General features: G+C 68.0%; 35 protein-coding genes. 34 read left to right on the top strand and 1 reads right to left on the bottom strand.

What is annotated here, in order from left to right; translation table 11 throughout:
* Positions 1 to 13 precede the first annotated feature (13 nt).
* The 12 genes from pilM (at position 14) to SOM35_RS10890 (ending at position 11,766) form a co-directional block, all read left to right on the top strand.
* Positions 14 to 1,066 carry a type IV pilus assembly protein PilM gene (pilM, locus tag SOM35_RS10835; protein WP_320515402.1) on the top strand — a complete coding sequence of 351 codons (1,053 nt, stop codon included), beginning with the start codon at positions 14 to 16 and terminating at the stop codon, positions 1,064 to 1,066.
* Positions 1,063 to 1,827: a hypothetical protein gene (locus tag SOM35_RS10840; RefSeq protein ID WP_320515403.1), complete on the top strand. Its 765-nt coding sequence runs from the start codon at positions 1,063 to 1,065 to the stop codon at positions 1,825 to 1,827. The genes pilM and SOM35_RS10840 overlap by 4 nt, the downstream gene beginning before the upstream one ends.
* A complete protein-coding gene (locus SOM35_RS10845) occupies positions 1,824 to 2,573 on the top strand; it encodes a hypothetical protein (RefSeq protein ID WP_320515404.1) in 750 nt (249 codons plus the stop codon). The genes SOM35_RS10840 and SOM35_RS10845 overlap by 4 nt, the downstream gene beginning before the upstream one ends.
* A gap of 150 nt (positions 2,574 to 2,723) precedes the next feature.
* A complete protein-coding gene (locus SOM35_RS10850) occupies positions 2,724 to 3,377 on the top strand; it encodes a CBU_0592 family membrane protein (RefSeq protein WP_320515405.1) in 654 nt (217 codons plus the stop codon).
* A gap of 42 nt (positions 3,378 to 3,419) precedes the next feature.
* Entirely contained in the window at positions 3,420 to 3,875 is a 456-nt protein-coding gene (locus tag SOM35_RS10855; RefSeq protein ID WP_221849448.1) for a DUF6121 family protein, read from the top strand.
* Between the two features lie 75 nt (positions 3,876 to 3,950).
* Positions 3,951 to 5,099 carry a hypothetical protein gene (locus SOM35_RS10860; RefSeq protein ID WP_320515406.1) on the top strand — a complete coding sequence of 383 codons (1,149 nt, stop codon included), beginning with the start codon at positions 3,951 to 3,953 and terminating at the stop codon, positions 5,097 to 5,099.
* A 261-nt stretch (positions 5,100 to 5,360) separates the two neighbouring features.
* Entirely contained in the window at positions 5,361 to 5,729 is a 369-nt protein-coding gene (gene rpsL / locus SOM35_RS10865) for a 30S ribosomal protein S12 (RefSeq protein WP_058728453.1), read from the top strand.
* A 5-nt stretch (positions 5,730 to 5,734) separates the two neighbouring features.
* Positions 5,735 to 6,205, top strand: a complete 471-nt coding sequence (gene rpsG / locus SOM35_RS10870; protein WP_110903576.1) for a 30S ribosomal protein S7 — start codon at positions 5,735 to 5,737, stop codon at positions 6,203 to 6,205.
* Between the two features lie 87 nt (positions 6,206 to 6,292).
* Entirely contained in the window at positions 6,293 to 8,410 is a 2,118-nt protein-coding gene (fusA, locus tag SOM35_RS10875) for an elongation factor G (protein ID WP_111073942.1), read from the top strand.
* 147 nt (positions 8,411 to 8,557) lie between these two features.
* On the top strand, positions 8,558 to 9,745 hold the full coding sequence (tuf, locus tag SOM35_RS10880) for an elongation factor Tu (RefSeq protein ID WP_111073941.1): 1,188 nt from the start codon (positions 8,558 to 8,560) through the stop codon (positions 9,743 to 9,745).
* Between the two features lie 147 nt (positions 9,746 to 9,892).
* On the top strand, positions 9,893 to 10,870 hold the full coding sequence (locus SOM35_RS10885) for a DNA topoisomerase IB (RefSeq protein WP_320515407.1): 978 nt from the start codon (positions 9,893 to 9,895) through the stop codon (positions 10,868 to 10,870).
* 98 nt (positions 10,871 to 10,968) lie between these two features.
* Positions 10,969 to 11,766 carry a DarT ssDNA thymidine ADP-ribosyltransferase family protein gene (locus SOM35_RS10890; RefSeq protein WP_111073939.1) on the top strand — a complete coding sequence of 266 codons (798 nt, stop codon included), beginning with the start codon at positions 10,969 to 10,971 and terminating at the stop codon, positions 11,764 to 11,766.
* A 69-nt stretch (positions 11,767 to 11,835) separates the two neighbouring features.
* On the opposite strand, the gene SOM35_RS10895 is transcribed toward SOM35_RS10890, so the two are convergent.
* Positions 11,836 to 12,633: a TrmH family RNA methyltransferase gene (locus tag SOM35_RS10895; protein ID WP_320515408.1), complete on the bottom strand. Its 798-nt coding sequence runs from the start codon at positions 12,631 to 12,633 to the stop codon at positions 11,836 to 11,838.
* Between the two features lie 501 nt (positions 12,634 to 13,134).
* On the opposite strand from SOM35_RS10895, the gene rpsJ reads away from it, so the two are divergent.
* The 22 genes from rpsJ (at position 13,135) to SOM35_RS11005 (ending at position 24,909) form a co-directional block, all read left to right on the top strand.
* Positions 13,135 to 13,443 carry a 30S ribosomal protein S10 gene (gene rpsJ, locus SOM35_RS10900; RefSeq protein ID WP_110824248.1) on the top strand — a complete coding sequence of 103 codons (309 nt, stop codon included), beginning with the start codon at positions 13,135 to 13,137 and terminating at the stop codon, positions 13,441 to 13,443.
* Between the two features lie 14 nt (positions 13,444 to 13,457).
* Positions 13,458 to 14,111 (top strand): 50S ribosomal protein L3, encoded by a 654-nt coding sequence (rplC, locus tag SOM35_RS10905; protein WP_110903570.1) that lies wholly within the window; start codon positions 13,458 to 13,460, stop codon positions 14,109 to 14,111.
* Between the two features lie 2 nt (positions 14,112 to 14,113).
* On the top strand, positions 14,114 to 14,773 hold the full coding sequence (rplD, locus tag SOM35_RS10910; protein ID WP_111043491.1) for a 50S ribosomal protein L4: 660 nt from the start codon (positions 14,114 to 14,116) through the stop codon (positions 14,771 to 14,773).
* A complete protein-coding gene (gene rplW / locus SOM35_RS10915) occupies positions 14,770 to 15,069 on the top strand; it encodes a 50S ribosomal protein L23 (RefSeq protein WP_110824245.1) in 300 nt (99 codons plus the stop codon). The genes rplD and rplW overlap by 4 nt, the downstream gene beginning before the upstream one ends.
* 18 nt (positions 15,070 to 15,087) lie before the next feature.
* A complete protein-coding gene (gene rplB, locus SOM35_RS10920; RefSeq protein WP_111073937.1) occupies positions 15,088 to 15,927 on the top strand; it encodes a 50S ribosomal protein L2 in 840 nt (279 codons plus the stop codon).
* A gap of 11 nt (positions 15,928 to 15,938) precedes the next feature.
* On the top strand, positions 15,939 to 16,220 hold the full coding sequence (gene rpsS / locus SOM35_RS10925) for a 30S ribosomal protein S19 (RefSeq protein ID WP_017885529.1): 282 nt from the start codon (positions 15,939 to 15,941) through the stop codon (positions 16,218 to 16,220).
* A gap of 25 nt (positions 16,221 to 16,245) precedes the next feature.
* The gene (gene rplV / locus SOM35_RS10930) at positions 16,246 to 16,638 is read left to right on the top strand and encodes a 50S ribosomal protein L22 (protein WP_110903567.1); all 393 of its coding nucleotides are present in this window, start codon (positions 16,246 to 16,248) and stop codon (positions 16,636 to 16,638) included.
* On the top strand, positions 16,638 to 17,450 hold the full coding sequence (rpsC, locus tag SOM35_RS10935; RefSeq protein WP_111073936.1) for a 30S ribosomal protein S3: 813 nt from the start codon (positions 16,638 to 16,640) through the stop codon (positions 17,448 to 17,450). The genes rplV and rpsC overlap by 1 nt, the downstream gene beginning before the upstream one ends.
* A 2-nt stretch (positions 17,451 to 17,452) precedes the next feature.
* Positions 17,453 to 17,872 (top strand): 50S ribosomal protein L16, encoded by a 420-nt coding sequence (gene rplP, locus SOM35_RS10940; RefSeq protein WP_111073935.1) that lies wholly within the window; start codon positions 17,453 to 17,455, stop codon positions 17,870 to 17,872.
* Positions 17,872 to 18,192: a 50S ribosomal protein L29 gene (gene rpmC, locus SOM35_RS10945; protein WP_110903564.1), complete on the top strand. Its 321-nt coding sequence runs from the start codon at positions 17,872 to 17,874 to the stop codon at positions 18,190 to 18,192. The genes rplP and rpmC overlap by 1 nt, the downstream gene beginning before the upstream one ends.
* On the top strand, positions 18,192 to 18,476 hold the full coding sequence (gene rpsQ / locus SOM35_RS10950; RefSeq protein ID WP_111073934.1) for a 30S ribosomal protein S17: 285 nt from the start codon (positions 18,192 to 18,194) through the stop codon (positions 18,474 to 18,476). Before rpmC ends, rpsQ begins: the two co-directional genes overlap by 1 nt.
* 31 nt (positions 18,477 to 18,507) lie before the next feature.
* Positions 18,508 to 18,876, top strand: coding sequence for a 50S ribosomal protein L14 (rplN, locus tag SOM35_RS10955; protein ID WP_110903562.1), 369 nt, complete (start codon positions 18,508 to 18,510; stop codon positions 18,874 to 18,876).
* 3 nt (positions 18,877 to 18,879) lie between these two features.
* Positions 18,880 to 19,233 carry a 50S ribosomal protein L24 gene (gene rplX, locus SOM35_RS10960; RefSeq protein ID WP_111073933.1) on the top strand — a complete coding sequence of 118 codons (354 nt, stop codon included), beginning with the start codon at positions 18,880 to 18,882 and terminating at the stop codon, positions 19,231 to 19,233.
* On the top strand, positions 19,233 to 19,823 hold the full coding sequence (gene rplE, locus SOM35_RS10965) for a 50S ribosomal protein L5 (RefSeq protein ID WP_111073932.1): 591 nt from the start codon (positions 19,233 to 19,235) through the stop codon (positions 19,821 to 19,823). The genes rplX and rplE overlap by 1 nt, the downstream gene beginning before the upstream one ends.
* Before the next feature lie 158 nt (positions 19,824 to 19,981).
* A complete protein-coding gene (gene rpsH, locus SOM35_RS10970) occupies positions 19,982 to 20,380 on the top strand; it encodes a 30S ribosomal protein S8 (RefSeq protein WP_111073931.1) in 399 nt (132 codons plus the stop codon).
* A 6-nt stretch (positions 20,381 to 20,386) separates the two neighbouring features.
* Positions 20,387 to 20,923 carry a 50S ribosomal protein L6 gene (rplF, locus tag SOM35_RS10975; protein WP_111073930.1) on the top strand — a complete coding sequence of 179 codons (537 nt, stop codon included), beginning with the start codon at positions 20,387 to 20,389 and terminating at the stop codon, positions 20,921 to 20,923.
* Between the two features lie 2 nt (positions 20,924 to 20,925).
* Positions 20,926 to 21,303: a 50S ribosomal protein L18 gene (rplR, locus tag SOM35_RS10980; RefSeq protein WP_110824233.1), complete on the top strand. Its 378-nt coding sequence runs from the start codon at positions 20,926 to 20,928 to the stop codon at positions 21,301 to 21,303.
* Positions 21,300 to 22,175 (top strand): 30S ribosomal protein S5, encoded by an 876-nt coding sequence (rpsE, locus tag SOM35_RS10985; RefSeq protein WP_111073929.1) that lies wholly within the window; start codon positions 21,300 to 21,302, stop codon positions 22,173 to 22,175. Before rplR ends, rpsE begins: the two co-directional genes overlap by 4 nt.
* Positions 22,175 to 22,360 carry a 50S ribosomal protein L30 gene (gene rpmD, locus SOM35_RS10990; protein WP_022906355.1) on the top strand — a complete coding sequence of 62 codons (186 nt, stop codon included), beginning with the start codon at positions 22,175 to 22,177 and terminating at the stop codon, positions 22,358 to 22,360. Before rpsE ends, rpmD begins: the two co-directional genes overlap by 1 nt.
* Positions 22,357 to 22,821 (top strand): 50S ribosomal protein L15, encoded by a 465-nt coding sequence (gene rplO / locus SOM35_RS10995; protein ID WP_110903556.1) that lies wholly within the window; start codon positions 22,357 to 22,359, stop codon positions 22,819 to 22,821. The genes rpmD and rplO overlap by 4 nt, the downstream gene beginning before the upstream one ends.
* Positions 22,822 to 22,999: 178 nt before the next feature.
* Complete coding sequence (secY, locus tag SOM35_RS11000; protein WP_110824231.1) at positions 23,000 to 24,322, top strand: preprotein translocase subunit SecY; 1,323 nt, start codon at positions 23,000 to 23,002, stop codon at positions 24,320 to 24,322.
* The gene (locus SOM35_RS11005) at positions 24,319 to 24,909 is read left to right on the top strand and encodes an adenylate kinase (RefSeq protein ID WP_320515409.1); all 591 of its coding nucleotides are present in this window, start codon (positions 24,319 to 24,321) and stop codon (positions 24,907 to 24,909) included. Before secY ends, SOM35_RS11005 begins: the two co-directional genes overlap by 4 nt.
* The last annotated feature ends 22 nt before the right edge of the window (positions 24,910 to 24,931 follow it).

A 24,931-nucleotide genomic window follows, 5' to 3' on the forward strand; every position in this document is an offset into this window, starting at 1 on the left:
AAGGACCATGCACATGGCGAAGAGCGTCGTCGGAGTCGACATCGGTGGGACCTCCATCCGCGGGGTCGAGGTCCTCCGTCCGGGACGGCCCGAGCCCGTGATCCAGCGGGTTGCCGAGGTGCCGCTCCCGGTGGGTGCCACGAAGCGCGGTGAGGTGTTGGAACCGAACACCATCGCAGCGGCACTGCGCGAACTGTGGCAGGTCGGACGCTTCCGATCGAAGAACGTGGTGCTCGGCGTGGGGAACCAGCGCGTGCTGTCGCGGGACCTCACGGTGCCGAAGGCGTCACTCGCGCAGATCCGTGAGTCGCTGCCGTTCCAGGTGCAGGACATGCTCCCCGTCCCCGTTGGGGATGCGATCCTCGACTTCTACCCGGTCTCCGAGAGCACCGGCCCGGACGGCCCCGTCGTGCACGGTCTGCTCGTCGCAGCGATCAAGGACGCCGTCCTGGCCAACGTCCGCGCCGTGCAGCTCGCCGGGCTCAAGCCGGTCGGGGTCGACCTCATCCCGTTCGCACTCACCCGGGTGTACCTGCCGGCGGCTCGGTTCCGCGGGACGCACGCCCTGGTCGAGATCGGCGGGAACACCACAACGGTGATCATCGCTTCCGACGGCGTCCCGCAGTTCGTCCGGATCATCCCGACGGGCGGCGAGGACGTCACCTCGGCGTTGTCGGCCTCCCTGGAGATCCCGGCCGAGCAAGCCGAAGCCGTCAAACGGTGGATCGGCATGGGCTCCAACGTCCAGACGCCCGACGACCTGCGTGCGGCTGCATCGATCCGCGAGCGCAGTGGGGAGCTGCTCACGAGCCTCCGGAACACCGTCAGCTACTTCGCGAGTACCCGCGCGGACGTGTCCGTGTCGAGCATCGTCCTGGCCGGCGGCGGTGGGCAGCTGTCCGGGTTCGCCGACGCCCTGCAGTCGCAGACCCGGATCCCGGTCTCGGTCGGCGATGCCTTCGTCGAGGCCGCGACCTCACGCGCTCTCCGCCGTGAGGACATCACTTCACGGGGGACGTCAGCAGCCGTCGCCTGGGGCCTGGCCGTCGGGAGCACCGCCGTATGAGCAAGACACTGGATGCGCCGAAGGCGAGACGCCGTCGCGGGGCTGCATCGAACGAAGTCCGTATCGCGGCCGAGGTCGCGCAGCGCACGAAGCGGCAGGGTCGCGGCGCTGCCCAGGCGCTCCTGGTCGGTGGGGTTCCACGTGTCGACCTGCTCCCCACCGAGGTGCTCGTCGACCGGCGACAGCGCGCGGTCGTCCGACGGGTCTGGCTCGGCGTGGTCCTCCTCACCGCGGCAGCCGGAGGCGTGGTGCTCCTGACCGCTGCGGATGCGATCCAGCAGGACGCCCACCTCGCTGACGTGCGGCGCGAGACGGATTCGCTGCTTCTGCAGCAGCAGCAGTACCGGGACGTGCGCAGCGTCGAGACCCAGTCGGGCCTGCTCCGGGCTGCCCAGTCGGTCGGTGGGTCCACCGAGATCGACTGGCAGGCCACGCTCCGGGGCGTCCAGAACTCGCTGCCGACCGGCGTGGCGATCACCGGCGTGCAGATCGACTCCGCCACTCCGCTCGAGGCCTACACACAGTCGACAGGTCCCCTGCAAGGGCAGCGCGTCGCCACCTTGACTGTCGATGCCGCCAGCCCGACCCTCCCGTCCGTGCCGTCCTGGCTCGACGCGGTCAAGAGCCTCCCGGGGTACGTGGACGCGAACGCGAACTCGGTGACGCTCGACACGTCGACCGGCATCTACACGGTCGACATGACGATCCATCTCGACAAGACCGTCTTCGACGGCAAGTACACAGCGAAGGACAAGTCGTGAGCCGGAACCGTTTGATGCTGCTCCTCGCCGCGCTGACAGCCGTCGTCGTGATCGTCGGCGGTTTCTTCCTCGGAGTCCGGCCGCAGCTCGACCGCGCCGCTGCGGCCCGCTCGGACGCATCCAGCATCGACGCGACGAATGCCGTCACACGGGCCGAGCTCGACCGCCTCCGCGATCAGGCGAAGACGCTCCCGCAGCAGAAGGACGAACTGGCTGCGCTCCGTCGTTCCGTCCCGAGCACCGCGAGCTCGTCGGCATTCATCAGCGCGCTGAACACCACCGCTGACCAAGCCGGGGTGACGGTGTCGTCCCTCACCGTCGGTGACGCGCAGGCGTACATGCCGCCGGTGGCGGCCGACGCGAACTCGACCGCCGGGACGGACTCCGCGTCGGCGACGCCCTCACCGTCTGTCACCGCGGCACCGGCTGCCGTCGGTGCACAGGTGCCGGCAGCGCTGGCACCGACGACCAGCAGCAGCATCACGGCGCAGAACTTCTCCGTGGTACCGGTCTCGGTGTCGGTGAACGGCGACTTCGCGCAGGCGCTCGCCTTCGTCAAGGGAGTGCAGACCAGCGACCGGCTCTTCCTCATCACGTCCATCTCGTCGTCGATGTCGGCCCCCTCCGAATCCGACGGGGCGGGAGCGGCAGCTCCGAGCTGGTCGTTCAGTGGCTCGGTCTACGTCTTGGCGGACGCGGTCCAGGCGGGAGTCTCAGCAACCCCGACGCCTGCTCCGGCCGGCTGACCTCTCGACACCCCACCCCGCCACGCCGCTCGCACTTCCGCCACGCCGCCGGCCCCGTTTACGATGCTGCTCGGGCCCGCGCTCGCGGCCGCCCATCTCCCTCTCGGACGCCCGCGAAACGGGTGCTCCTCGTCGTGCCCGGAGTCGCGCGTGTTCGTCGGTGTCATCGAGTTCCTCGGTTGGTTCGGAGCAGGAACCGTCCTCGCCGGTTATCTGCTCTTCTCGCTCGGCAAGATCCCGAACGGCCCGGTGTACCAGCTGTTCAACCTCGTCGGAGGGATCGCCGTCGCCGTCAACGTGGCCGCTCACCACGCGGTCCCGTCGACGATCGTGAACGGCATCTGGGCGGTCGTCGCAGCCGTGGTCCTCGTCCGGATGCGTCTCCGCCGGCGACGCAGCAGCACGAGTGGGGTGCCCACTGCCCGGTCCACCGACCTCCACGCCGAGCTCCCGACGACCACGGCGGTCCTGCCGATGATCGGCCCGGCACTGCGTGACCACGAGGCGGACGTCACCGCGACCCCGGAGCCGGCCCCGGGCCTCCCGGCCGTGTCCGGCGGCAGTACCGGAACCGGCATCGACGCCCCCGCCCCGATGACCGAGAGCGTCCCCGTCATCACCGCGACGATCGCGCTCGCGCTCGTCCGCGCGGCCACAGAGCAGCACGCCATCCAGCAGCAGGACACAGAGCAGCACGCCATCCAGCAGCAGGCCACCCAGCAGCAGGCCACCCAGCAGTACGCGACGCCGCAGCGCGCCGCTCAGCACCACGCACCCGAGCCGGAACGCGCCGACGCCCCGTAGCCGCCACCCCGACCGTCGGCGGGTGAGGGCTACGATCAGCCCATGTCCCGGTGGTTGGTGGCGACGATGACGTCCGTCCTGTTCATCGCGCTCGTCATCGCCGTGGCGGGCTTCGAAGCGCTGCTCGCCGACGCCGAGGCGATCCGCCAACCCGACGCCACCCCGTACCTCGGGCCGGGCATGGTGGTCGGCGCCGCGATCGTGGTGTTCCTCGCGACCGCGACGGGCGCCCGTGAGGGCAACCCCGGCATCACCGGTCTGGTCGCCGCCGCGACGACGTACCTGGTCATGCTCGGCGTGGGCGCGGTGGGCTACGCCCTGGTCCGGTCCGACGTCGCCGAGCTCCTGGTGTTCCCCGCGGGCTACGCCCTCAGTCCCTTCGTGGTCGGTGCGGTCGTCGTCGCCCTCCTGACCGTCGTCGGCGGCATCTCCGCCGTGCGCTGGCAGGCGAGTCATCCACAGGAGCCCCAGCAGCCGCCGGTCCGTCCACAGGACTGACGGGAGGTCCGCACCACCCCCGCCTCGGCCGGTACGATTCCGGGGAAGCGCTGACCAACGCACCATGGGGGACCGATGACCGACCGAGCTGACCGCACGCCGGGCTGGGAGTCGGTGCCGGACGACGAATCACTGCACGGTGACCGCGCCCTGCCACCCGCCATGACGGCTGTCCAGCCGACGCCGGGCACGACCGGGCGGCGGCGTGGACTGCGCCGCGGTGCGGTCGTCGGCATCGTGGCCGGGGCTGCGGCACTGGTCCTGCTCGTGGTCGCCGGGGGCATCGGCTGGTCCGTCGGATCGGACGCGCACTCGGCGGAGCGCCCGGTGCAGTCCTTCCTCGACGACGTCGAGCACGGCCACCTCTCCGCCGCACTCCGAACGGCCGGCATCGACCGCGAGAAGAGCGACGTGCTGCTGACCGACGCGGTCTACGCCCGTGCCGGCGACAAGATCACGGCGCACCGGATCACCTCGGTGGACCAGCAGTCGGACCACGCGACCGTCCGGACCGTCCTGACCCAGGCCGGGCGGATCATCCCGGCGACGTTCGAACTCGAACGCACGGGCACCGACTGGGGCGTCTTCCCGGTGTGGTCGCTGCGGGCGCCGGTGCTCGGGTCGGTACAGGTAGCGGTGCAGGGGCCGCCTCGGAGCACCGTGCAGGTCGCGGGCGCCGACGTCCGGACCGACTCGTCCGGCACCGCTTCGCTCCGGGCGTTCCCGGGGTCGTACGGGGTGCACCTCGACGGCGGCAAGTGGTTCACCGCGACGGACTCGACGGCGCCCGTCCCGGGGTTCGGCGCGACCGGGACCCCGGTGGTGGTGGCGACGACCCTGACGGAAGCCGGGTCGACGGCGGCGTCGGCCGCGGTGGACGCATGGGTGGACGCCTGCGTGGCCGCAGCGACCGCGGCTCCCGACGGCTGCAGCTTCTACGCCTACGGCGAGGACCCGGACAACACCTACACCGACCAGAAGTGGACACTCGAGTCCCGCCCATCCGTCGCCGTCGGGGGATGGGCGTCGAAGGGCTGGGCGGTCTCGACCCGTTCGGCGGGTTCCGCGACGTTCCGCGCACAGTTCACGGGTCCCGAGGGCCGCGGCACCGCGACCGCCGGGCCGATCACCGTGCGCGCGTCCGGCTGGATCACGGGGTTCGGCGCCGACGGGGCGACGTTCGTGTCGGCCGTCGGCAACGCGCAGTCCGAGTCGGGGTCCTGACGCCCGTCAGGAGCTCGTCGCCGCCGTCAGGCCGACAGCGGACGGGCCGGTCGGCGGGTTACCGCGGATTGACCTCGTCTGTCACGACGGCTAGGCTCTTCTGGGTGTGCGCCTTCGGGCGCGCCCAGATCTTGCAGGCCTCCGGCCTCCCGATCACTCCATCCCCCATCTCCCTCCGCCGTCAGGCGTTGGTCCGCGTGGGATGAGGAAGCCGACGGACCGCGTCGGCCAGAGAGCACGAGCGAAGAACCAGGAGAACAGTTGCCTACCATCCAGCAGCTCGTTCGCAAGGGTCGTACGCCGAAGGTCGTCAAGACCAAGGCGCCGGCACTGAAGGCGAACCCCCAGCAGCGTGGCGTGTGCACCCGCGTCTACACGACCACCCCGAAGAAGCCGAACTCCGCCCTGCGCAAGGTCGCTCGTGTGAAGCTCTCGAACGGCACCGAGGTCACGGCTTACATCCCCGGTGAGGGCCACAACCTCCAGGAGCACTCGATGGTGCTCGTCCGCGGCGGTCGTGTGAAGGACCTCCCGGGTGTGCGCTACAAGATCATCCGCGGTGCCCTGGACACCCAGGCCGTCAAGAACCGTAAGCAGGCTCGTAGCCGCTACGGTGCGAAGAAGGGTTGAGTTAGATGCCTCGTAAGGGTCCCGCCCCGAAGCGCCCCGTCGTCGCCGATCCGGTCTACGGCGCCCCCGTCGTCAGCCAGCTCGTCAACAAGATCCTCCTCGACGGCAAGAAGGGCCTCGCCGAGCGCATCGTCTACGACGCGCTCGAAGGTGTCTCGTCGAAGAACGGCCAGGACGCCGTCGTCACGCTGAAGAAGGCGCTCGACAACGTCCGTCCGACCCTCGAGGTCCGTAGCCGCCGCGTCGGTGGCTCGACCTACCAGGTCCCGGTCGAGGTCAAGCCGCACCGCGCGAACACCCTCGCGCTCCGTTGGCTCACCTCGTACGCCAAGGGCCGTCGCGAGAAGACGATGACCGAGCGTCTCATGAACGAGATCCTCGACGCGTCGAACGGTCTCGGTGCCGCGGTCAAGCGCCGTGAGGACACCCACAAGATGGCCGAGTCGAACAAGGCCTTCGCGCACTACCGCTGGTAGTCATCCGGCACCGTCCGGGTGCCTCGGCCAAGAGCCGCGGCACCCGGACGGCCGCCACCCTCTCCTACAACTCTCCCGGAGGAACCTGTGGCACAGGACGTGCTCACCGACCTGAACAAGGTCCGCAACATCGGCATCATGGCGCACATCGATGCCGGCAAGACCACGACGACCGAGCGCATCCTGTTCTACACGGGCATCACGCACAAGATCGGTGAGGTCCACGACGGCGCTGCCACGATGGACTGGATGGCGCAGGAGCAGGAACGCGGCATCACGATCACGTCGGCCGCGACGACCTGCTTCTGGGACAACAACCAGATCAACATCATCGACACCCCGGGTCACGTGGACTTCACGGTCGAGGTGGAGCGTTCGCTCCGCGTCCTCGACGGTGCCGTCGCCGTCTTCGACGGCAAGGAGGGCGTCGAGCCCCAGTCCGAGACCGTGTGGCGTCAGGCGGACAAGTACAACGTCCCGCGCATCTGCTTCGTCAACAAGATGGACAAGCTGGGCGCCGACTTCTACTACACCGTCGACACCATCGTGAACCGCCTCGGTGCGGAGCCCCTCGTGCTCCAGTTGCCGATCGGTGCCGAGAGCTCCTTCGAGGGCATCGTCGACCTGGTCGAGATGCGTGCACTCACGTGGCGCGGTGACGCCAAGGGTGACGTCGAGATGGGTGCGAAGTACACCATCGAGGAGATCCCGGCCGACCTGGCCGACCGTGCCGCCGAGTACCGCGAGAAGCTCATCGAGCGCGTGGCCGAGGCGGACGACGCGCTCATGGAGCGCTACCTCGACGGCGACACCGACTTCTCGGTCGCCGAGATCAAGGCCGCCATCCGCGCCCTCACGGTGAGCAGCACGCTCTACCCGATCCTCTGCGGCTCGGCGTTCAAGAACCGTGGCGTGCAGCCGATGCTCGACGCGGTCATCGACTACCTCCCCTCGCCCCTCGACGTCCCGCCGATGATCGGTCACGACGTCAAGGACGAAGAGGTCGAGATCATCCGCAAGCCGGAGTCCTCCGAGCCCTTCTCGGCTCTCGCGTTCAAGGTCGCGGTGCACCCGTTCTTCGGTCGCCTCACCTACGTCCGCGTGTACTCCGGTCACATCGACTCCGGTGCCCAGGTCATCAACTCGACCAAGGGCAAGAAGGAGCGCATCGGCAAGATCTTCCAGATGCACTCCAACAAGGAGAACCCGGTCGACTCGGTCACCGCGGGCCACATCTACGCGGTCATCGGCCTCAAGGACACGACCACGGGTGACACCCTGTGCGACCCGTCCAACCAGGTCGTCCTCGAGTCGATGACGTTCCCGGAGCCGGTCATCGAGGTCGCCATCGAGCCGAACACGAAGGCCGACCAGGAGAAGCTCTCGGTCGCCATCCAGAAGCTCGCTGAAGAGGACCCGACGTTCCGCGTCGAGCAGAACGCTGAGACCGGTCAGACGACGATCAAGGGCATGGGCGAGCTCCACCTCGACATCCTCGTCGACCGCATGAAGCGTGAGTTCAAGGTCGAGGCGAACGTCGGCAAGCCGCAGGTGGCCTACCGCGAGACCCTCACCAAGGTCGTCGAGCGCTACGACTACACCCACAAGAAGCAGACCGGTGGATCCGGTCAGTTCGCGAAGGTGCAGATCGCGCTCGAGCCGATGCCCGTCACCGCCGAGAAGGTGTACGAGTTCGTGAACGGCGTGACCGGTGGTCGCGTTCCTCGCGAGTACATCCCGTCGGTCGATGCAGGCATCCAGGACGCGATGCAGGTCGGCGTCCTCGCCGGCTTCCCGACCGTCGGTGTCAAGGCGACCCTCAAGGACGGCGCGGCGCACGACGTCGACTCGTCCGAGATGGCGTTCAAGATCGCCGGTTCGATCGCGTACAAGGAAGCGGCCCGTAAGGCCGGTCCCGTGCTGCTCGAGCCGATCATGGCCGTCGAGGTCCGTACGCCCGAGGAGTACATGGGCGACGTCATCGGTGACCTGAACTCGCGTCGTGGGCAGATCTCCGAGATGACGGATGCGTCCGGCGTCAAGGTGGTCCGTGCAAGCGTCCCGCTGTCCGAGATGTTCGGCTACGTTGGCGACCTGCGCTCCAAGACCTCTGGTCGTGCTGTCTTCTCCATGGTGTTCGAGACCTACAACGAGGTCCCGCGCAACGTGGCAGACGAGATCATCCAGAAGAGCACCGGGGCCTGACGCTCCCGCGTCATCCCCAGGCGAGGGTGCCCGGCGACGGGCCCCTCGCCACCAGTTAAAGTAGATACACACAACCGCGCGCCAACAGCGCAGGACCGACCAGGTCCTGCCGGGGGCGACGCATCCGAGTCCTGAGGAGGACCCACAGTGGCCAAGGCCAAGTTCGAGCGGACCAAGCCGCACGTCAACATCGGAACCATCGGTCACGTCGACCACGGCAAGACCACGCTCACGGCGGCGATCACCAAGGTTCTGCACGACCAGTACCCGGACCTCAACGAGGCCCGCGACTTCGCGCAGATCGACAACGCTCCCGAAGAGCGCCAGCGCGGCATCACGATCAACATCTCGCACGTCGAGTACCAGACCGAGAAGCGCCACTACGCGCACGTCGACGCTCCTGGTCACGCTGACTACGTGAAGAACATGATCACCGGTGCGGCCCAGATGGACGGCGCGATCCTCGTGGTCGCCGCCACCGACGGCCCGATGCCCCAGACGCGTGAGCACGTGCTGCTCGCCCGCCAGGTCGGCGTCCCGTACATCGTCGTCGCGCTGAACAAGTCCGACATGGTGGACGACGAGGAGATCCTGGAGCTCGTCGAGCTCGAGGTCCGCGAGCTCCTCGGCTCGCAGGAGTTCGACGAGGACGCCCCCGTCGTGCAGGTCTCGGCGCTCAAGGCGCTCGAGGGCGACGAGAAGTGGGTCAAGTCCGTCCAGGACCTGATGGCCGCCGTCGACGAGAACGTCCCGGACCCGGTGCGCGCCACCGACCAGCCGTTCCTCATGCCGATCGAGGACGTCTTCACGATCACCGGTCGTGGCACCGTCGTCACCGGTCGCGTCGAGCGTGGCGAGCTGGACCTCAACTCCGAGGTCGAGATCGTCGGCATCAAGGCGACCCAGAAGACCACGGTCACGGGCATCGAGATGTTCCGCAAGCTGCTGGACAAGGCAGTCGCCGGTGACAACACCGGTCTGCTCATCCGTGGCCTCAAGCGCGAAGACGTCGAGCGCGGCCAGGTCGTCGTGAAGCCGGGTTCGGTCACGCCGCACACCGAGTTCAGCGCGAACGCGTACATCCTGAACAAGGAAGAGGGCGGTCGTCACAACCCGTTCTACGCGAACTACCGTCCGCAGTTCTACTTCCGCACCACGGACGTCACCGGCGTCATCACGCTGCCCGAGGGCACCGAGATGGTCATGCCCGGTGACACCGTCGCCATGACGGTCGAGCTGATCCAGCCGATCGCCATGGAAGAGGGCCTCCGCTTCGCCATCCGTGAGGGTGGCCGCACGGTCGGCGCTGGCACGGTCGAGAAGATCATCAAGTAACTCCAGTCACTTGCGCGAGCGGGGTCGGACCTTCGGGTCCGGCCCCGCTTCCGTTTGCCCGGCGCTGCTGCCGTGGGCCGGTCCACCAGACGCACCGGGGTACGTTCCTGCTCCGTCGGGCAGCGCCCGTGGTGTTGCATCGGGATCGTGACACGTCTTCGCCGTTCCTCGACCAAGGGTCGTGGCTACCACCGGGTCCGGAGTGGCACGGGCTTCTCCTACAAGGACCCCCACGGCACGACCGTGACCGATCCGGAAGTGCGGAAGCGCCTCGAGGACCTCGTGATCCCGCCGGCCTGGGACGACGTCTGGATCTCCCCGTACGAGAACGGGCACATCCTGGCGACCGGGATCGACGGTGCCGGGCGTCGCCAGTACATGTACCACCCGTCCTGGCGCGACCGGATGGACAAGATCAAGTACGACCGGGCACTCGCGCTGGCCGAGTCCCTGCCGACCGCCCGGCGGATGGTGACCCAGGACCTCCGCCGTCCGGACCCCGACCGTCGTCGCGCCCTGGCCGCTGCCTTCCGGATGCTCGACCAGGGTTCGCTCCGCGTCGGGTCCGAGCGCTACGCCACCGAGCACGGCAGCCACGGGCTCTCCACGCTCCTCTGCACGCACGCGCACATCTCCGGGGACGACATCGAGCTCGAATTCCCCGGAAAGAGCCACCAGGCGTGGTCGTCGACGATCCACGACGCCGACCTGGCCCGTGTCCTCGTCGGCATGAAGCGTCGGGGGCCGACCGCGCGTCTGCTGTCGTTCCGGGAGCGCCGCGGTGACGACTGGGAGCCGGTGACGGCGGAGGACATCAACGCCTACGTCAAGGAGCGTGCGGGGGAGGACTTCACCGCGAAGGACTTCCGGACGCTGCACGGGACGGTGGCGGCGGCGGTCGACCTGGCTGAGACGGGCGTGCTGTCGAGCCAGGCGAAGCGGAAGAAGGCGATCTCGCACGCCGTCAAGGCCGCCAGCGAGGTGCTGGGCAACACACCGACCGTCGCGAGACAGAGTTACATCGACCCCAGGCTGCTCGACGCGTACGAACACGGCGAGACGTTCGACCCCGACCGACTGCACGCGGCCGAGTCCGAGGTCCGGGCGCTGCTCTACCGACAATGACGAGGTGGGATCGTGAACGGTCGTCGGCGGCGCCGGGATGACGTAGCGTTGGTGGTCGTGCCCGCTCACCCCACGAGGCACGGAAGGACCCATCAGTCGTGACCGACGAGTGCATCCACGGTTTCCCCATCGAACTCTGCGACATCTGCTCCCCACGGCAGCGTGATCCGGAAGACATCATCAAGACCCCGACGCCACGGCGGACCCGTGTGACCACGTCGCTGCGGTCGACCCCGTCGACGCCGGGTGGCAAGGTCCCCGAGCAGGTCCTGCCGGCGACCCGTGACTTCGGTGCGCTACGCGCCCACCACGTCACCCACATCGACAACCTCGCCGGCATCGTCGCCGAGGGCGCCGTCCTGGCGTCCGACCAAGCGACGCCGGCGGTCGACGTCAGCTCCGCCGCCACCCGGGAGGCTCGTGGTGCGGCCACTGCCCCCGACGGTTCCAGCGTGGCCGGCCACGTGCCGTTCACCCTCTCGCCCGACGCCCGCCGGTGGGACGAGCTCCGCTCCGGCGCGGAGGAGGACCGCTGGTCGGATGCCGCTCGTCGGACGCGGGCGACCGAGTTCGTCGTCCTCGTGGTGCCGACGACCGCCTTCGGTGCGTCCGTGATCCTGGCGGACACCGACGCCGACGACCCGGACGTGCGCTTCGCGGTCGGCCCGGACGCGGCGACGAACCTCCTCCGCCGCACCGACATCACCGATCCGTCGATGCACGGCGTGGAGCTGCTGGCCGGGCCGCGCGTGCCGCTGTCGTCGGTCGCCCTGGTGGGTGTGCCGAACGACCGGGTCCGCCAGCAGGTGAAGGCCGTCTTCGCCGAGCAGGGTGGTCCCGCCCCCCGTGTGGCGGTCTTCCCGCCGTGGTTCGTCCCGCCGCTGCCCGAGGACTGATCCCCGGATGCCGAGAACGCCCCGGACCGCACGAGCGGACCGGGGCGTTCGGTGTTCTCCGTCCGGAGGTCAGGCGTTCCGGCGACTGCGGGCGTAGAGGACGATGCCGGCGACGACGGAGACGTTGAGCGACTCGACACGACTGTCGATCGGGACCGAGACGGTGTCGGCCGCGAGGCCCTGCAACACGTCCGACGCGCCGGTCTTCTCGGCGCCGAGCAGCAGCGCGACGTCGCCCTCCAGCGCGCCGAGCGACTCGGGGGAGAGCGAGCCGTCCATGTCGACGTCGACGACCCGCAGGCCGGACTCGCCGAGCCAGCGGGCCACGCGTTCGCGGGACTCGAGCAGCACCGGGACCGAGAACACGTGCCCACGGCTGGCGCGGACCACACGGCGGTCGGCGACGGTCGCCAGGTCGCTGTCGACGAGGACGACTCCGCGAGCTCCGAGACCGACGGCGGTGCGGACGATGGCACCGATGTTGCCGACGATCTTGACCCCGTCGAGGACCAGCACGTCACCGGTGCCCTCCGCCAGCGCCGAGAAGCGCGCGGGCGCCGGGATGTTCGCGACGCCGAAGACCTTCGGGCGCTTCTCGCTCCGGAACACCTTCGTCAGCACCGCGGGTTCGACGAGCCGCACCGGCACCTCGAGTTCGGTGCACAGGGCGGCCAGGTCGTCGGGGAACGCGCGCGTGGACTCGCCGTAGACCTCGACGAACCGGACGCCGGCGCGCAGGGCCTGCACGAGCGGCTCCTGGTCCTCGACGATCGCGGTCCGGACGGTGCCGCGTGCGGGCTTGGCGAGGTCGCTGAGCCGCTGGACAGCAGGGTCGGAGGGGTCGGCGAGCACATCGAGTTCGGGCATGTCCGAAGGCTAACAGCGGTGCCGCGGAGCCTCGGTGGTGAGCCGGACCGGCGGGCGTGACCCGAGCCTCCAGACCGGCTCCGGACAGCCGTCGGGAGGCGGTCCGGGAGGCCCGTGGCGGGCTCTGCGACACGCCGCCCAGATCGCGACACGCCCGGGTTGCACGGATGCGGGGCCTATGGGAGACTTGTCCGGTTCCGAAGTTCCGCGGGTGCTCGCGCCCGTGGGGTCACTGCTCTGACAGTGCACAACCCCCTTGTCCAGCAGGGCTGGGTTGGGCCGCAGGCAGCAGAACACGTTCGACATCCGCCAGCACCTCGGTGCGCGGGTGGCGACATGCCCACGCGTGTGCCCCGGGTACTCGCGCGGTTGACAGGAGAACAGCGGTCATCCCCTGCGGTGGAGCCGGTGGTTCACGTAAACAGCCGGGCACGCGACAGCGGAGCCCCGGCGGCGTCAGGCGGCCTGAGGGTGCGCGGCGCAGAGAGGACAGGAAAACACATGGCGGGACAGAAGATCCGCATCCGGCTCAAGTCGTACGACCACGAGGTCATCGACACGTCGGCCCGGAAGATCGTCGACACGGTGACCCGTGCCGGTGCAACTGTGGTCGGCCCGGTGCCGCTCCCCACCGAGAAGAACGTGATCCCCGTGATCCGTTCCCCTCACAAGTACAAGGACTCGCGCGAGCACTTCGAGAAGCGCACGCACAAGCGGGTCATCGACATCGTCGACCCGACGCCGAAGGCCGTCGACTCGCTCATGCGTCTCGACCTCCCGGCCGACGTCAACATCGAGATCAAGCTGTAAGGGGGCTGGAACTCATGGCGAACTCAACCAAGACCGTCAAGGGCCTCCTCGGCAAGAAGCTCGGGATGACCCAGGTGTGGGACGAGAACAACAAGTTCATCCCCGTCACCGTGATCGAGGTCGGCCCGAACGTGGTCACCCAGATCCGCAACATCGAGCGCGACGGCTACGAGGCGATCCAGATCGCCGCGGGCCAGATCGACCCCCGCAAGGTGAACAAGCCGGCCGCTGGCCACTTCGAGGCCGCCGGTGTCACGCCGCGTCGCACCCTCACCGAGATCCGCACGAACGACTCCGCGGAGTACTCGCTCGGTCAGGAGCTGACCGTCGACACGTTCGAGGCCGGCCAGAAGGTCGACGTCGTCGGCACCAGCAAGGGCAAGGGCTTCGCCGGTGTCATGAAGCGTCACAACTTCGCCGGTGTCTCCGCCTCGCACGGTTCGCACCGCAACCACCGCAAGCCCGGTTCGATCGGCGCCTCCTCGACCCCGTCGCGTGTCTTCAAGGGCATGCGCATGGCCGGTCGTATGGGTGGCGACCGCGTGACCGTCCTCAACCTCACGGTCCACGCCGTCGACGCCGAGAAGGGTCTGCTGCTCGTCAAGGGCGCCGTCCCCGGTGCTCGTGGCCGTTCCGTCTTCGTCCGCACCGCCGTGAAGGGTAAGTGATCATGGCCACCACGACCGCAACCACGATCGACGTCCTCGACGCCTCGGGCGTGAAGTCCGGCTCCGTCGAGCTCCCCGCAGCGATCTTCGACGTCGAGACCAACGTCCCGCTCATCCACCAGGTCGTCACCGCGCAGCTCGCCGCCGCGCGTCAGGGCACCCACAAGACCAAGAACCGTGGCGAAGTCCGCGGCTCGGGTCGCAAGCCGTTCAAGCAGAAGGGCACCGGCCGCGCCCGTCAGGGTTCGGTCCGCGCTCCGGAGCACACCGGTGGTGGCGTCGTCCACGGACCGACCCCGCGTGACTACTCGCAGCGCACCCCGAAGAAGATGATCGCCGCAGCTCTGCTCGGCTCGCTCTCGGACCGCGCCCGCGGTGGCCGCATCTCCGCTGTGGAGGGCTTCGTCGAGGCAGAACTGCCGTCGACCAAGACCGCTCGCACGCTGCTCGAGAAGGTCGCACCCGTCAAGCACGTGCTCATCGTGCTCGAGTCGGGCGACGAGCTGACGCTCAAGAGCGTCCGCAACCTGCCGAACGTCCACGCGCTCTCGTACGGCCAGCTGAACGCCTACGACGTCCTCCGTGCGGACGCCGTCGTCTTCAGCAAGAGCGCCCTCGACGCCTTCATCGCGTCGAAGACCGCGAAGGAGATCACCGCATGAGCGGCTTCAACAAGGACCCGCGCGACATCATCATCTCGCCGGTCGTGTCGGAGAAGAGCTACGGCCTCATCGACCAGGGCAAGTACACGTTCCTCGTGGACCCCCGTGCGAACAAGACCGAGATCAAGCTCGCGATCGAGAAGATCTTCGACGTCAAGGTCGCCGGGATCAACACGCTGAACCGTCCGGGCAAGACCCGCCGGACCAAGTTCGGGATCGGCAAGCGCAAGGACACCAAGCGCGCCATCGTGACGCTCAAGTCCGGTTCGATCGACATCTTCACGGCTGTCGGCTGAGGACCAGAGGGATAAATCATGGCTATTCGTAACTACAAGCCCACGACCCCCGGTCGTCGCGGCTCCTCGGTCTCCGACTTCGCCGAGATCACTCGTTCCACCCCGGAGAAGTCCCTGCTCCGTCCGCTGCCGAAGACCGGTGGCCGGAACAGCTCGGGCCGCATCACGACCCGTCACATCGGTGGTGGCCACAAGCGCCAGTACCGCGTGATCGACTTCCGTCGTGCGGACAAGGACGGCGTCGACGCCAAGGTCGCTCACATCGAGTACGACCCGAACCGCACGGCGCGCATCGCGCTCCTGCACTTCGTGGACGGCACCAAGCGCTACATCATCGCGCCGAACAAGCTCAAGCAGGGCGACGTCGTCGAGACGGGCCCCGGCGCTGACATCAAGCCCGGCAACAACCTGCCGCTGCGCAACATCCCGGTCGGTACGGTCGTGCACGCGATCGAGCTCCGCCCCGGTGGCGGCGCCAAGCTCGCCCGCTCCGCCGGCGCCTCGGTGCGTCTCGTCGCCAAGGACGGCCCCTACGCGCAGCTCCGTCTGCCGTCGGGTGAAGTCCGCAACGTCGACGCCCGCTGCCGCGCCACGATCGGCGAGGTCGGCAACGCCGAGCAGTCGAACATCAACTGGGGCAAGGCCGGCCGCATGCGCTGGAAGGGCGTCCGCCCGACGGTGCGTGGTGTCGCGATGAACCCGGTCGACCACCCGCACGGTGGTGGTGAAGGCAAGACCTCCGGTGGCCGTCACCCGGTCAGCCCCTGGGGCCAGGCCGAGGGTCGTACGCGCAAGCCGAACAAGCCGAGCGACAAGCTCATCGTCCGTCGCCGTAACGCCGGCAAGAAGCGCAAGTAGGAGTTCCGAAGATGCCACGCAGTCTGAAGAAGGGCCCCTTCGTCGACGAGCACCTGCTCCGCAAGGTCGTCACGCAGAACGAGGCCAACACCAAGAACGTGATCCGCACGTGGTCGCGACGGTCGATGATCGTCCCGAACATGCTCGGTCACACCATCGCCGTGCACGACGGCCGGAAGCACATCCCGGTCTTCGTCACCGAGTCGATGGTCGGTCACAAGCTCGGCGAGTTCGCGCCGACCCGCACCTTCCGCGGCCACGTGAAGGACGACAAGAAGGGCCGTCGCCGCTAACGCGGCGACGCAGAGGAGGAACGAAATGGTGGAGTCGATCGCACGCGTGCGACACATCCGCGTCACGCCTCAGAAGGCCCGTCGCGTCATCCAGCTGATCCGCGGCAAGCAGGCCCACGAGGCGCTCGCCATCCTGAAGTTCGCCCCCCAGGGCGCTTCCGAGCCCGTGTACAAGCTGGTCGCCTCGGCGATCGCGAACGCACGGGTCAAGGCGGACTCGACGAACAGCTTCCTCGACGAGCGCGACCTCTACGTGAGCAGCGTCTTCGTCGACGAGGGCACGACCCTGAAGCGGTTCCAGCCGCGCGCCCAGGGCCGCGCCTTCCGCATCAACAAGCGCACGAGCCACATCACGGTCGTCCTCGCGACGCCGGATGAGGCCGAGGCCGCCGCGACGAGCAAGAAGGCGAGCAAGTAATGGGCCAGAAGGTCAACCCGTACGGCTTCCGTCTCGGGATCACGACGGACCACATCTCCCACTGGTTCGCCGACAGCACGAAGAAGGGTCAGCGTTACGCCGACTTCGTGGCCGAGGACGTCAAGATCCGTCAGTTCCTGACGAAGAGCCTCGACCGCGCGGGCGTTGCCCGCATCGAGCTGGAGCGCACCCGTGACCGCGTCCGCGTGGACATCCACACGGCGCGCCCGGGCATCGTCATCGGTCGCCGCGGCGCCGAGGCGGAGCGCATCCGGAGCGAGCTCGAGAAGCTCACCAAGAAGCAGATCCAGCTCAACATCCTCGAGGTCAAGAACCCCGAGACCGAGGCCCAGCTCGTCGCGCAGGGCATCGCCGAGCAGCTCTCCGCTCGTGTCGCGTTCCGTCGCGCCATGCGCAAGGGCCTGCAGGGTGCACAGCGCGCCGGCGCCAAGGGTGTCCGCATCCAGGTGTCGGGCCGCCTCGGTGGCGCCGAGATGTCCCGCTCGGAGTTCTACCGCGAGGGCCGCGTGCCCCTGCACACCCTCCGCGCGAACATCGACTACGGCTTCTACGAGGCTCGGACCACCTTCGGTCGTATCGGCGTGAAGGTCTGGATCTACAAGGGCGACATCACGAACAAGGAGCTCGCTCGCGAGCAGGCGAACCAGCGTTCGTCGCGCCCGGAGCGTCGTGGCGGCGGCAACGACCGTCGTGGCGGCGGCCCCCGTGGCGACCGCAACGAGCGCGGTGGCGACCGTCGCGAGCAGCAGGCCCCGCAGGACGCGCCGGCCGGCGCAGGAGTTGAGGCGTAACCATGCTTATCCCCCGTCGAGTCAAGCACCGCAAGCAGCACCACCCGAAGCGTTCGGGCCAGGCGACCGGTGGCACGAAGGTCTCCTTCGGTGAGTACGGAATCCAGGCGCTCACCCCGGCCTACGTGACCAACCGTCAGATCGAGTCCGCTCGTATCGCCATGACGCGTCACATCAAGCGTGGCGGCAAGGTGTGGATCAACATCTACCCGGACCGCCCGCTGACCAAGAAGCCGGCTGAGACCCGAATGGGTTCCGGTAAGGGTTCGCCCGAGTGGTGGGTCGCCAACGTCAAGCCGGGTCGCGTGCTCTTCGAGCTCGCCGGTGTGAGCGACGAGGTCGCTCGCGAGGCACTGACCCGTGCAATTCACAAGCTGCCCCTCAAGGCACGCATCATCAAGCGCGAGGAGGGCGACGCATAATGGCGATCGGTTCCAAGGAGCTCCGTCCGACGGAGCTCGACACGTTCGAGAACGAGCGTCTCGCTGACGAGCTGAAGAAGGCCAAGGAGGAGCTGTTCAACCTCCGCTTCCAGTCGGCCACCGGCCAGCTGGAGAGCCACGGCCGTCTCCGTGCCGTCAAGCGCGACATCGCGCGCATCTACACCGTGCTCCGTGAGCGCGAGCTCGGCATCCGTGCCACGCCCGCGCCCGTCGAGACCGCCCCGAAGGCCAAGAAGTCGTCGAAGAAGGCCGAGAAGCCGGCTGAGTCGACCGAGGCCGCGACCGCCGAGGAGAACTGATGGCCACCGAAGAGAAGGACTCCGCCGCCGTCACCCGCGGCTACCGCAAGACCCGTCGTGGCTACGTCACGAGCGACAAGATGGACAAGACGATCGTCGTCGAGGTCGAGGACCGCGTGAAGCACCCCCTCTACGGCAAGGTCATCCGTCGCACGTCGAAGGTCAAGGCCCACGACGAGCAGGGTTCCGCCGGTGTCGGCGACCTGGTCGTCATCAGCGAGACCCGTCCCCTCAGCGCCACGAAGCGCTGGCGCCTGGTCGAGATCCTCGAGAAGGCCAAGTAGGCCTCGGCCCGCTTCGGAACAGGAGACAACAGTGATTCAGCAGGAATCCCGCCTGAAGGTGGCTGACAACACGGGCGCCAAGGAGATCCTCACCATCCGTGTTCTCGGCGGCTCGGGTCGTCGCTACGCCGGCCTCGGTGACGTCATCGTCGCCACGGTGAAGGACGCCATCCCCGGCGGCAACGTGAAGAAGGGTGACGTCGTCAAGGCGGTCATCGTTCGCACCAAGAAGGAGACCCGTCGTGCCGACGGCTCCTACATCAAGTTCGACGAGAACGCGGCAGTGATCCTCAAAGCTGACGGCGACCCGCGCGGAACCCGTATCTTCGGGCCGATCGGTCGCGAGCTCCGTGACAAGAAGTTCATGAAGATCATCTCGCTCGCGCCGGAGGTGCTGTAAGCCATGGCGAACATCAAGAAGGGTGACCTGGTCCAGGTCATCACCGGTGCCACGCAGGAGCGTGGCGGTGACCGCGGCAAGCAGGGCAAGGTCATCGAGGTCCGCGGCGACCGTCTGGTCGTCGAGGGCATCAACTTCGTGACCAAGCACGTCCGCGTCGGTCAGACCCAGCGCGGCTCGAAGACCGGTGGCATCGAGCAGCACGAAGCTCCGATCCACGTGTCGAACGTCGCGATCGTCGACCCGAAGACCAAGAAGCCGACCCGCGTCGGCTTCCGCAACGAAGAGGTGGAGAAGGACGGCGTCACCAAGACCGTCCGCGTCCGCTACGCCAAGAAGTCTGGTGAGAAGCTCTGATGACCGACACGACTGCCGCGACTGCTGAGAAAGTTCAGCCGCGCCTGAAGCAGAAGTACCGCAACGAGATCAAGGCGGCCCTGACCGAGCAGTTCGGTTACGGGAACGTCAACCAGGTCCCCGGCCTGGTCAAGGTCGTCGTCAACACCGGTGTCGGTGAGGCCGCTCGCGACTCGAAGATCATCGAAGGTGCCATCAAGGACCTCACGGCGATCACGGGTCAGAAGCCCCAGGTCACGCTGGCCCGCAAGTCCATCGCGCAGTTCAAGCTGCGTGAGGGCCAGGCCATCGGCGCACACGTCACCCTCCGCGGTGACCGTGCGTGGGAGTTCCTGGACCGCTTGCTGTCGCTGGCGCTCCCGCGCATCCGCGACTTCCGTGGTCTGAGCGACCGCCAGTTCGACGGCAACGGCAACTACACCTTCGGTCTCTCGGAGCAGAGCGTGTTCCACGAGATCGACCAGGACCGCATCGACCGCGTGCGTGGCTTCGACATCACTGTCGTCACCACCGCGAAGACGGACGACGAAGGCCGCGCGCTGCTCCGCCAGCTCGGCTTCCCGTTCCGTTCGGGCGAGCAGACGGTCTAAGCTACTCCGGGCGGTGCGGGCCGGAGGAGTTCATCTCCTCCGGCCCGCACGCACGAAGTCACACCGATCCCGGGGAACCGCCCTGGGATCACATCGATCGTCGAGGTCGGCACTCGTGGAACGGGTGATCGAAACCGGACGAAGAACGGATACGCATCATGACGATGACTGATCCGGTCGCAGACATGCTGACCAGATTGCGGAACGCGAACTCGGCGCACCACGACGCCGTCTCGCTTCCGAGCTCCAAGCTCAAGCAGACCATCGCTGACATCCTCAAGCGTGAGGGTTTCATCAGCGAGTGGAAGGTCGAGGATGCCCGCGTCGGGCAGACCCTGACCATCGAACTCAAGTACGGCCCCGATCGCGAGCGTTCGATCGTCGGCATCAAGCGCGTCTCGAAGCCGGGCCTCCGTGTCTACGCGAAGTCGACCGAGCTGCCCCGGGTCCTCGGTGGCCTCGGTGTGGCGATCCTGTCGACCTCCTCGGGGCTCCTGACCGACCGCGAAGCCGAGCAGAAGGGCGTGGGTGGGGAAGTCCTCGCCTACGTTTGGTGATCGATCATGTCTCGTATCGGACGTCTCCCCATCGACATCCCGGCCGGAGCGACCGTCTCGGTCGACGGCCAGAACGTCGCCGTCAAGGGCCCGAAGGGCGAGCTCACGCTCGTCATCGCTGAGCCCATCCAGGCCACCGTCGAGGACAACCAGGTCCTCGTCAGCCGCCCGGACGACGAGCGTTCCTCCCGCGCGCTGCACGGCCTCACCCGGTCGCTCATCGCGAACCAGATCATCGGCGTCACCCAGGGCTACTCCAAGGGCCTCGAGGTCGTCGGGACCGGTTACCGCGTCGCCGCCAAGGGCAGCGACCTCGAGTTCGCGCTCGGGTACTCCCACCCGATCACGGTCAACCCGCCGGCAGGCATCAGCTTCGCCGTCGAGGGCAACAACAAGGTCACCGTGAACGGCATCGACAAGCAGCTCGTCGGTGAGGTCGCGGCCAACATCCGCAAGCTGCGCAAGCCCGAGCCCTACAAGGGCAAGGGTGTCCGCTACGCCGGCGAGATCGTGCGCCGCAAGGCCGGAAAGTCAGGTAAGTGATCATGGCCATCGGAACTCGTACTCGAGGCAAGAGCAAGGCGGCAGCCAAGGCCCGCCGCCACAACCGTCTCCGGAAGAAGATCACCGGGACCGAGACCCGTCCCCGCCTCGCCGTCACCCGGTCGTCACGTCACGTGTTCGTCCAGGTCATCGACGACGCGAAGGGTCACACCCTCGCCAGCGCATCGACGATGGAGGCCGACCTCCGCTCGTTCGACGGCGACAAGACCGCCAAGGCCCGTCGTGTCGGCGAGCTCGTCGCCGAGCGTGCGAAGTCGGCTGGCGTCGAGGCCGTGGTCTTCGACCGCGGTGGTAGCAAGTACGCCGGTCGCGTCGCCGCGATCGCCGACGGTGCCCGTGAAGGAGGGCTGAACCTGTGAGCGACATCGCGAACACCAACGACGACGCCGAGGTCAAGGCCGAGGCCACGACCGACGCCGAGGTCGACACGACCGCTGCGGCGCCGACCGAGGCGGACACCGCCACGGAGAGCACCGACGCTGCCGAGACGACTGACGCAGACGCCAAGGCCCCCGCGGCCAAGGAGCCTGAGGTCCCCGTCGTCGAGCGTCCCGTCGAGACTGCGGCGGGTTCGGCTTCGAACAACCGCGACTCCGTCGACAACCGTGGCCGCCGTGGTGGCGGCAGCGGTGGCGGCCGTGACCGCCAGCAGGGTGGCCGCGGCGGCAACGACCGGAGCGGGCGAGGTGGCGACAGCCAGTTCCTCGAGCGCGTCGTCACCATCAACCGCGTCTCCAAGGTCGTCAAGGGTGGTCGTCGCTTCAGCTTCACCGCACTCGTCGTCGTCGGCGACGGCAACGGTCTGGTGGGCGTCGGCTACGGCAAGGCCCGCGAGGTCCCGACCGCCATCTCGAAGGGTGTCGAAGAGGCCAAGAAGAACTTCTTCCGCGTCCCCCGCGTCGGCAACACGATCCCGCACCCGGTGCAGGGTGAAGCCGCCGCTGGCGTCGTCCTCCTGCGTCCGGCCGCGGCCGGTACCGGTGTCATCGCCGGTGGTCCGGTCCGCGCCGTGCTCGAGTGCGCCGGCATCCACGACGTCCTGAGCAAGTCGCTCGGCTCGTCGAACACCATCAACATCGTGCACGCCACGGTCGAGGCCCTCAAGCAGCTCGAGGAGCCCCGCGCCGTCGCAGCACGTCGTGGCCTCCCCGTCGACCACGTCGTGCCGGCTCGCCTGCTGAAGGCCGAAGCAGCTGCGCGTACCGCCGCGAACGAGAAGGCAGGTGCCTGATGGCCATGCTGAAGATCACGCAGACGAAGTCCGTCATCAGCGAGAAGCAGTACCAGCGCGACACGCTCCGCAGCCTGGGTCTCAAGCGCATCGGCCGTACGGTCCTGCGTGAGGACAACGCCCAGAACCGCGGGTACGTCGCAACGGTGGCGCACCTCGTGAAGGTCGAGGAGGTCGACGCATGAGCGACGAGAAGAACGAGCGCGTCCAGATCCTGAAGGTGCACCACCTTCGTCCGGCCGCTGGCTCGAAGAAGGACCGCACCCGTGTCGGTCGCGGTGAGGGCTCGAAGGGCAAGACCGCCGGCCGTGGTACCAAGGGCCAGAAGGCTCGTTACCAGGTCAAGGTCGGCTTCGAGGGTGGGCAGATGCCGCTGCACATGCGCACCCCGAAGCTCCGCGGGTTCAAGAACCCGTTCCGTGTCGAGTACCAGCCCGTGAACCTGGACAAGATCGCGGAGCTCTACCCGAACGGTGGCGACGTCACCGTCGCGGACCTGGTCGCCAAGGGCGCCGTCCGCAAGAACGAGAAGGTCAAGGTTCTCGGTCAGGGTGACATCAGCGTGAAGCTCACGGTCACGGTCGACAAGGTCTCGGCATCCGCCGAGGAGAAGATCGTGGCGGCGGGCGGCACCGTCACCAAGTAGTCCCCCGTCGGCGGCCCGCGCATTGCGCGCGGCCCGCCGTTACGGTTTCCTTGATGGCAGGCCCGACAAGACGGCGTCGTTCGACGTGCGTCAACGGGCCACGGGGTCGGCGCTTCCGGCCACGGGCACCTCGCCCGGCTCGACCGGCCAGACCGGTCACAGAAGTTCGGAGTAACTCGTGTTCAGAGCGGTCGCGCGCATCATGCGCACCCCAGATCTTCGCAAGAAGATCGGCTTCACCCTGGCGATCATCGCGCTGTTCCGCCTGGGCTCGTACATCCCCGCACCGTTCGTCGACTACGCCAGCGTCCAGGCCTGCCTGGCGTCCGCGTCGTCGTCCGGCGGCCTCTACGACCTGATCAACCTGTTCTCCGGCGGGGCGCTGCTGAAGCTCTCGGTCTTCGCGCTCGGGATCATGCCGTACATCACGTCGTCGATCATCGTGCAGCTGCTGCGCGTGGTCATCCCGCACTTCGACTCCCTCTACAAGGAGGGCCAGTCCGGTCAGGCCAAGCTGACGCAGTACACGCGCTACCTCACCATCGCGCTGGGCGTGCTGCAGTCCACCACCCTGATCACCGTCGCCCGCTCGGGCGCGCTGTTCGGTACGAGCGCCTCGGCGTCCTGCACGTCGATCATCTCGAACGACAGCTGGTACGCGATCCTGCTGATGGTCATCACCCTGACCGCCGGTACCGGCCTCATCATGTGGATGGGCGAGCTCGTCACCGAGCGCGGCATCGGCAACGGCATGTCGCTCCTCATCTTCACCTCGATCGCCGCGCAGTTCCCGTCCGCGCTCTGGGCCATCGAGCAGTCGCAGTCCTTCGAGCTCTTCCTCTTCGTGATCCTGGTCGGACTGGTGATCATGATGGCCGTCGTGTTCGTCGAGCAGTCGCAACGACGGATCCCGGTGCAGTACGCCAAGCGCATGGTCGGGCGGCGGACCTACGGCGGAAACAACACCTACATCCCGATCAAGGTGAACATGGCCGGCGTCGTGCCCGTCATCTTCGCGTCGTCGCTGCTCTACCTGCCGGCGCTGATCGCCCAGTTCAACCAGCCCTCGGACGGTTCTGCGCCGGCCCCGTGGGTGACCTGGATCCAGAGCAACCTGACCTCGGGTGACAACTGGTTCTACATGGTCCTGTACTTCCTGCTCATCGTCGGCTTCACGTACTTCTACGTCGCGATCACCTTCAACCCCGAAGAGGTCGCCGACAACATGAAGAAGTACGGCGGGTTCATCCCGGGCATCCGTGCCGGACGCCCGACCGCTGAGTACCTCGACTACGTCCTGACCCGGGTCACGCTGCCCGGCGCGCTGTACCTCGGTCTCATCGCCCTCATCCCGCTCGCAGCACTGGCGCTGTTCGGCGCGAACCAGAACTTCCCGTTCGGCGGTGCCAGCATCCTGATCATCGTGGGTGTCGGTCTCGAGACGGTGAAGCAGATCGACTCGCAGCTGCAGCAGCGTCACTACGAAGGGCTTCTCCGTTGAGCGCACGTCTCATCATCGTCGGACCTCCCGGAGCCGGGAAGGGCACGCAGGCCGGGCGGATCGCGTCGTCGTTCGGGATCCCCGCGATCTCGACCGGTGACATCTTCCGGAAGAACGTCGCCGAGGGCACACCCCTCGGGCAGCGTGCGAAGGCGATCATGGACGCGGGCGAGTACGTCCCGGACGAGCTGACGAACGAACTGGTGCGCGACCGCCTGGCCGAGCCGGACGCCGCACAGGGCTTCCTGCTCGACGGCTACCCGCGGACGCCCGCTCAGGTGGAGTACCTGGACGGACTGCTCGCCGAGCACGGCACCGGGATCGACGCCGTCGTGCAGCTCGTTGCCGACCAGGACGCCCTGGTCGGTCGGCTCATGAACCGTGCGAGCGAACAGGGTCGCGCGGACGACAACGAGCAGATCATCCGTCGGCGCCAGCAGGTGTACCAGGAGCAGACCGCCCCGCTCGTCGCCGTGTACCAGCAGCGTGGACTGGTCGTGGACGTCGACGGCCTCGGCGGCGTCGACGAGGTCGGCGACCGGATCGCTGCGGCACTGTCCGCCCGCGGTCTCGCCGCTTCGGTCTGACCAGGCAGTCCGTGTCACGCTT

It is taken from the genome of Curtobacterium sp. CFBP9011, from assembly GCF_034045095.1.
In the GTDB taxonomy this organism is placed as follows: domain Bacteria; phylum Actinomycetota; class Actinomycetes; order Actinomycetales; family Microbacteriaceae; genus Curtobacterium.

Bases quoted from the DNA above. Each gene is read 5' to 3' on its own strand.
- rplF (WP_111073930.1), top strand. From the start codon at position 20,387: ATGTCTCGTATCGGACGTCTCCCCATCGACATCCCGGCCGGAGCGACC.
- rplC (WP_110903570.1), top strand. From the start codon at position 13,458: ATGGCGAACTCAACCAAGACCGTCAAGGGCCTCCTCGGCAAGAAGCTC.
- SOM35_RS10855 (WP_221849448.1), top strand. From the start codon at position 3,420: ATGTCCCGGTGGTTGGTGGCGACGATGACGTCCGTCCTGTTCATCGCG.
- rplX (WP_111073933.1), top strand. From the start codon at position 18,880: ATGGCGAACATCAAGAAGGGTGACCTGGTCCAGGTCATCACCGGTGCC.
- SOM35_RS10895 (WP_320515408.1), bottom strand. From the start codon at position 12,633: ATGCCCGAACTCGATGTGCTCGCCGACCCCTCCGACCCTGCTGTCCAG.
- rplO (WP_110903556.1), top strand. From the start codon at position 22,357: ATGAGCGACGAGAAGAACGAGCGCGTCCAGATCCTGAAGGTGCACCAC.
- pilM (WP_320515402.1), top strand. From the start codon at position 14: ATGGCGAAGAGCGTCGTCGGAGTCGACATCGGTGGGACCTCCATCCGC.
- rpsJ (WP_110824248.1), top strand. From the start codon at position 13,135: ATGGCGGGACAGAAGATCCGCATCCGGCTCAAGTCGTACGACCACGAG.
- rpsQ (WP_111073934.1), top strand. From the start codon at position 18,192: ATGGCCACCGAAGAGAAGGACTCCGCCGCCGTCACCCGCGGCTACCGC.
- rpsC (WP_111073936.1), top strand. From the start codon at position 16,638: ATGGGCCAGAAGGTCAACCCGTACGGCTTCCGTCTCGGGATCACGACG.
- rplW (WP_110824245.1), top strand. From the start codon at position 14,770: ATGAGCGGCTTCAACAAGGACCCGCGCGACATCATCATCTCGCCGGTC.
- rplE (WP_111073932.1), top strand. From the start codon at position 19,233: ATGACCGACACGACTGCCGCGACTGCTGAGAAAGTTCAGCCGCGCCTG.
- rplB (WP_111073937.1), top strand. From the start codon at position 15,088: ATGGCTATTCGTAACTACAAGCCCACGACCCCCGGTCGTCGCGGCTCC.
- rplP (WP_111073935.1), top strand. From the start codon at position 17,453: ATGCTTATCCCCCGTCGAGTCAAGCACCGCAAGCAGCACCACCCGAAG.
- rplR (WP_110824233.1), top strand. From the start codon at position 20,926: ATGGCCATCGGAACTCGTACTCGAGGCAAGAGCAAGGCGGCAGCCAAG.
- rpsS (WP_017885529.1), top strand. From the start codon at position 15,939: ATGCCACGCAGTCTGAAGAAGGGCCCCTTCGTCGACGAGCACCTGCTC.
- SOM35_RS10840 (WP_320515403.1), top strand. From the start codon at position 1,063: ATGAGCAAGACACTGGATGCGCCGAAGGCGAGACGCCGTCGCGGGGCT.
- rplD (WP_111043491.1), top strand. From the start codon at position 14,114: ATGGCCACCACGACCGCAACCACGATCGACGTCCTCGACGCCTCGGGC.
- rpmD (WP_022906355.1), top strand. From the start codon at position 22,175: ATGGCCATGCTGAAGATCACGCAGACGAAGTCCGTCATCAGCGAGAAG.
- rpmC (WP_110903564.1), top strand. From the start codon at position 17,872: ATGGCGATCGGTTCCAAGGAGCTCCGTCCGACGGAGCTCGACACGTTC.
- rpsG (WP_110903576.1), top strand. From the start codon at position 5,735: ATGCCTCGTAAGGGTCCCGCCCCGAAGCGCCCCGTCGTCGCCGATCCG.
- rpsH (WP_111073931.1), top strand. From the start codon at position 19,982: ATGACGATGACTGATCCGGTCGCAGACATGCTGACCAGATTGCGGAAC.
- rplV (WP_110903567.1), top strand. From the start codon at position 16,246: ATGGTGGAGTCGATCGCACGCGTGCGACACATCCGCGTCACGCCTCAG.
- SOM35_RS10860 (WP_320515406.1), top strand. From the start codon at position 3,951: ATGACCGACCGAGCTGACCGCACGCCGGGCTGGGAGTCGGTGCCGGAC.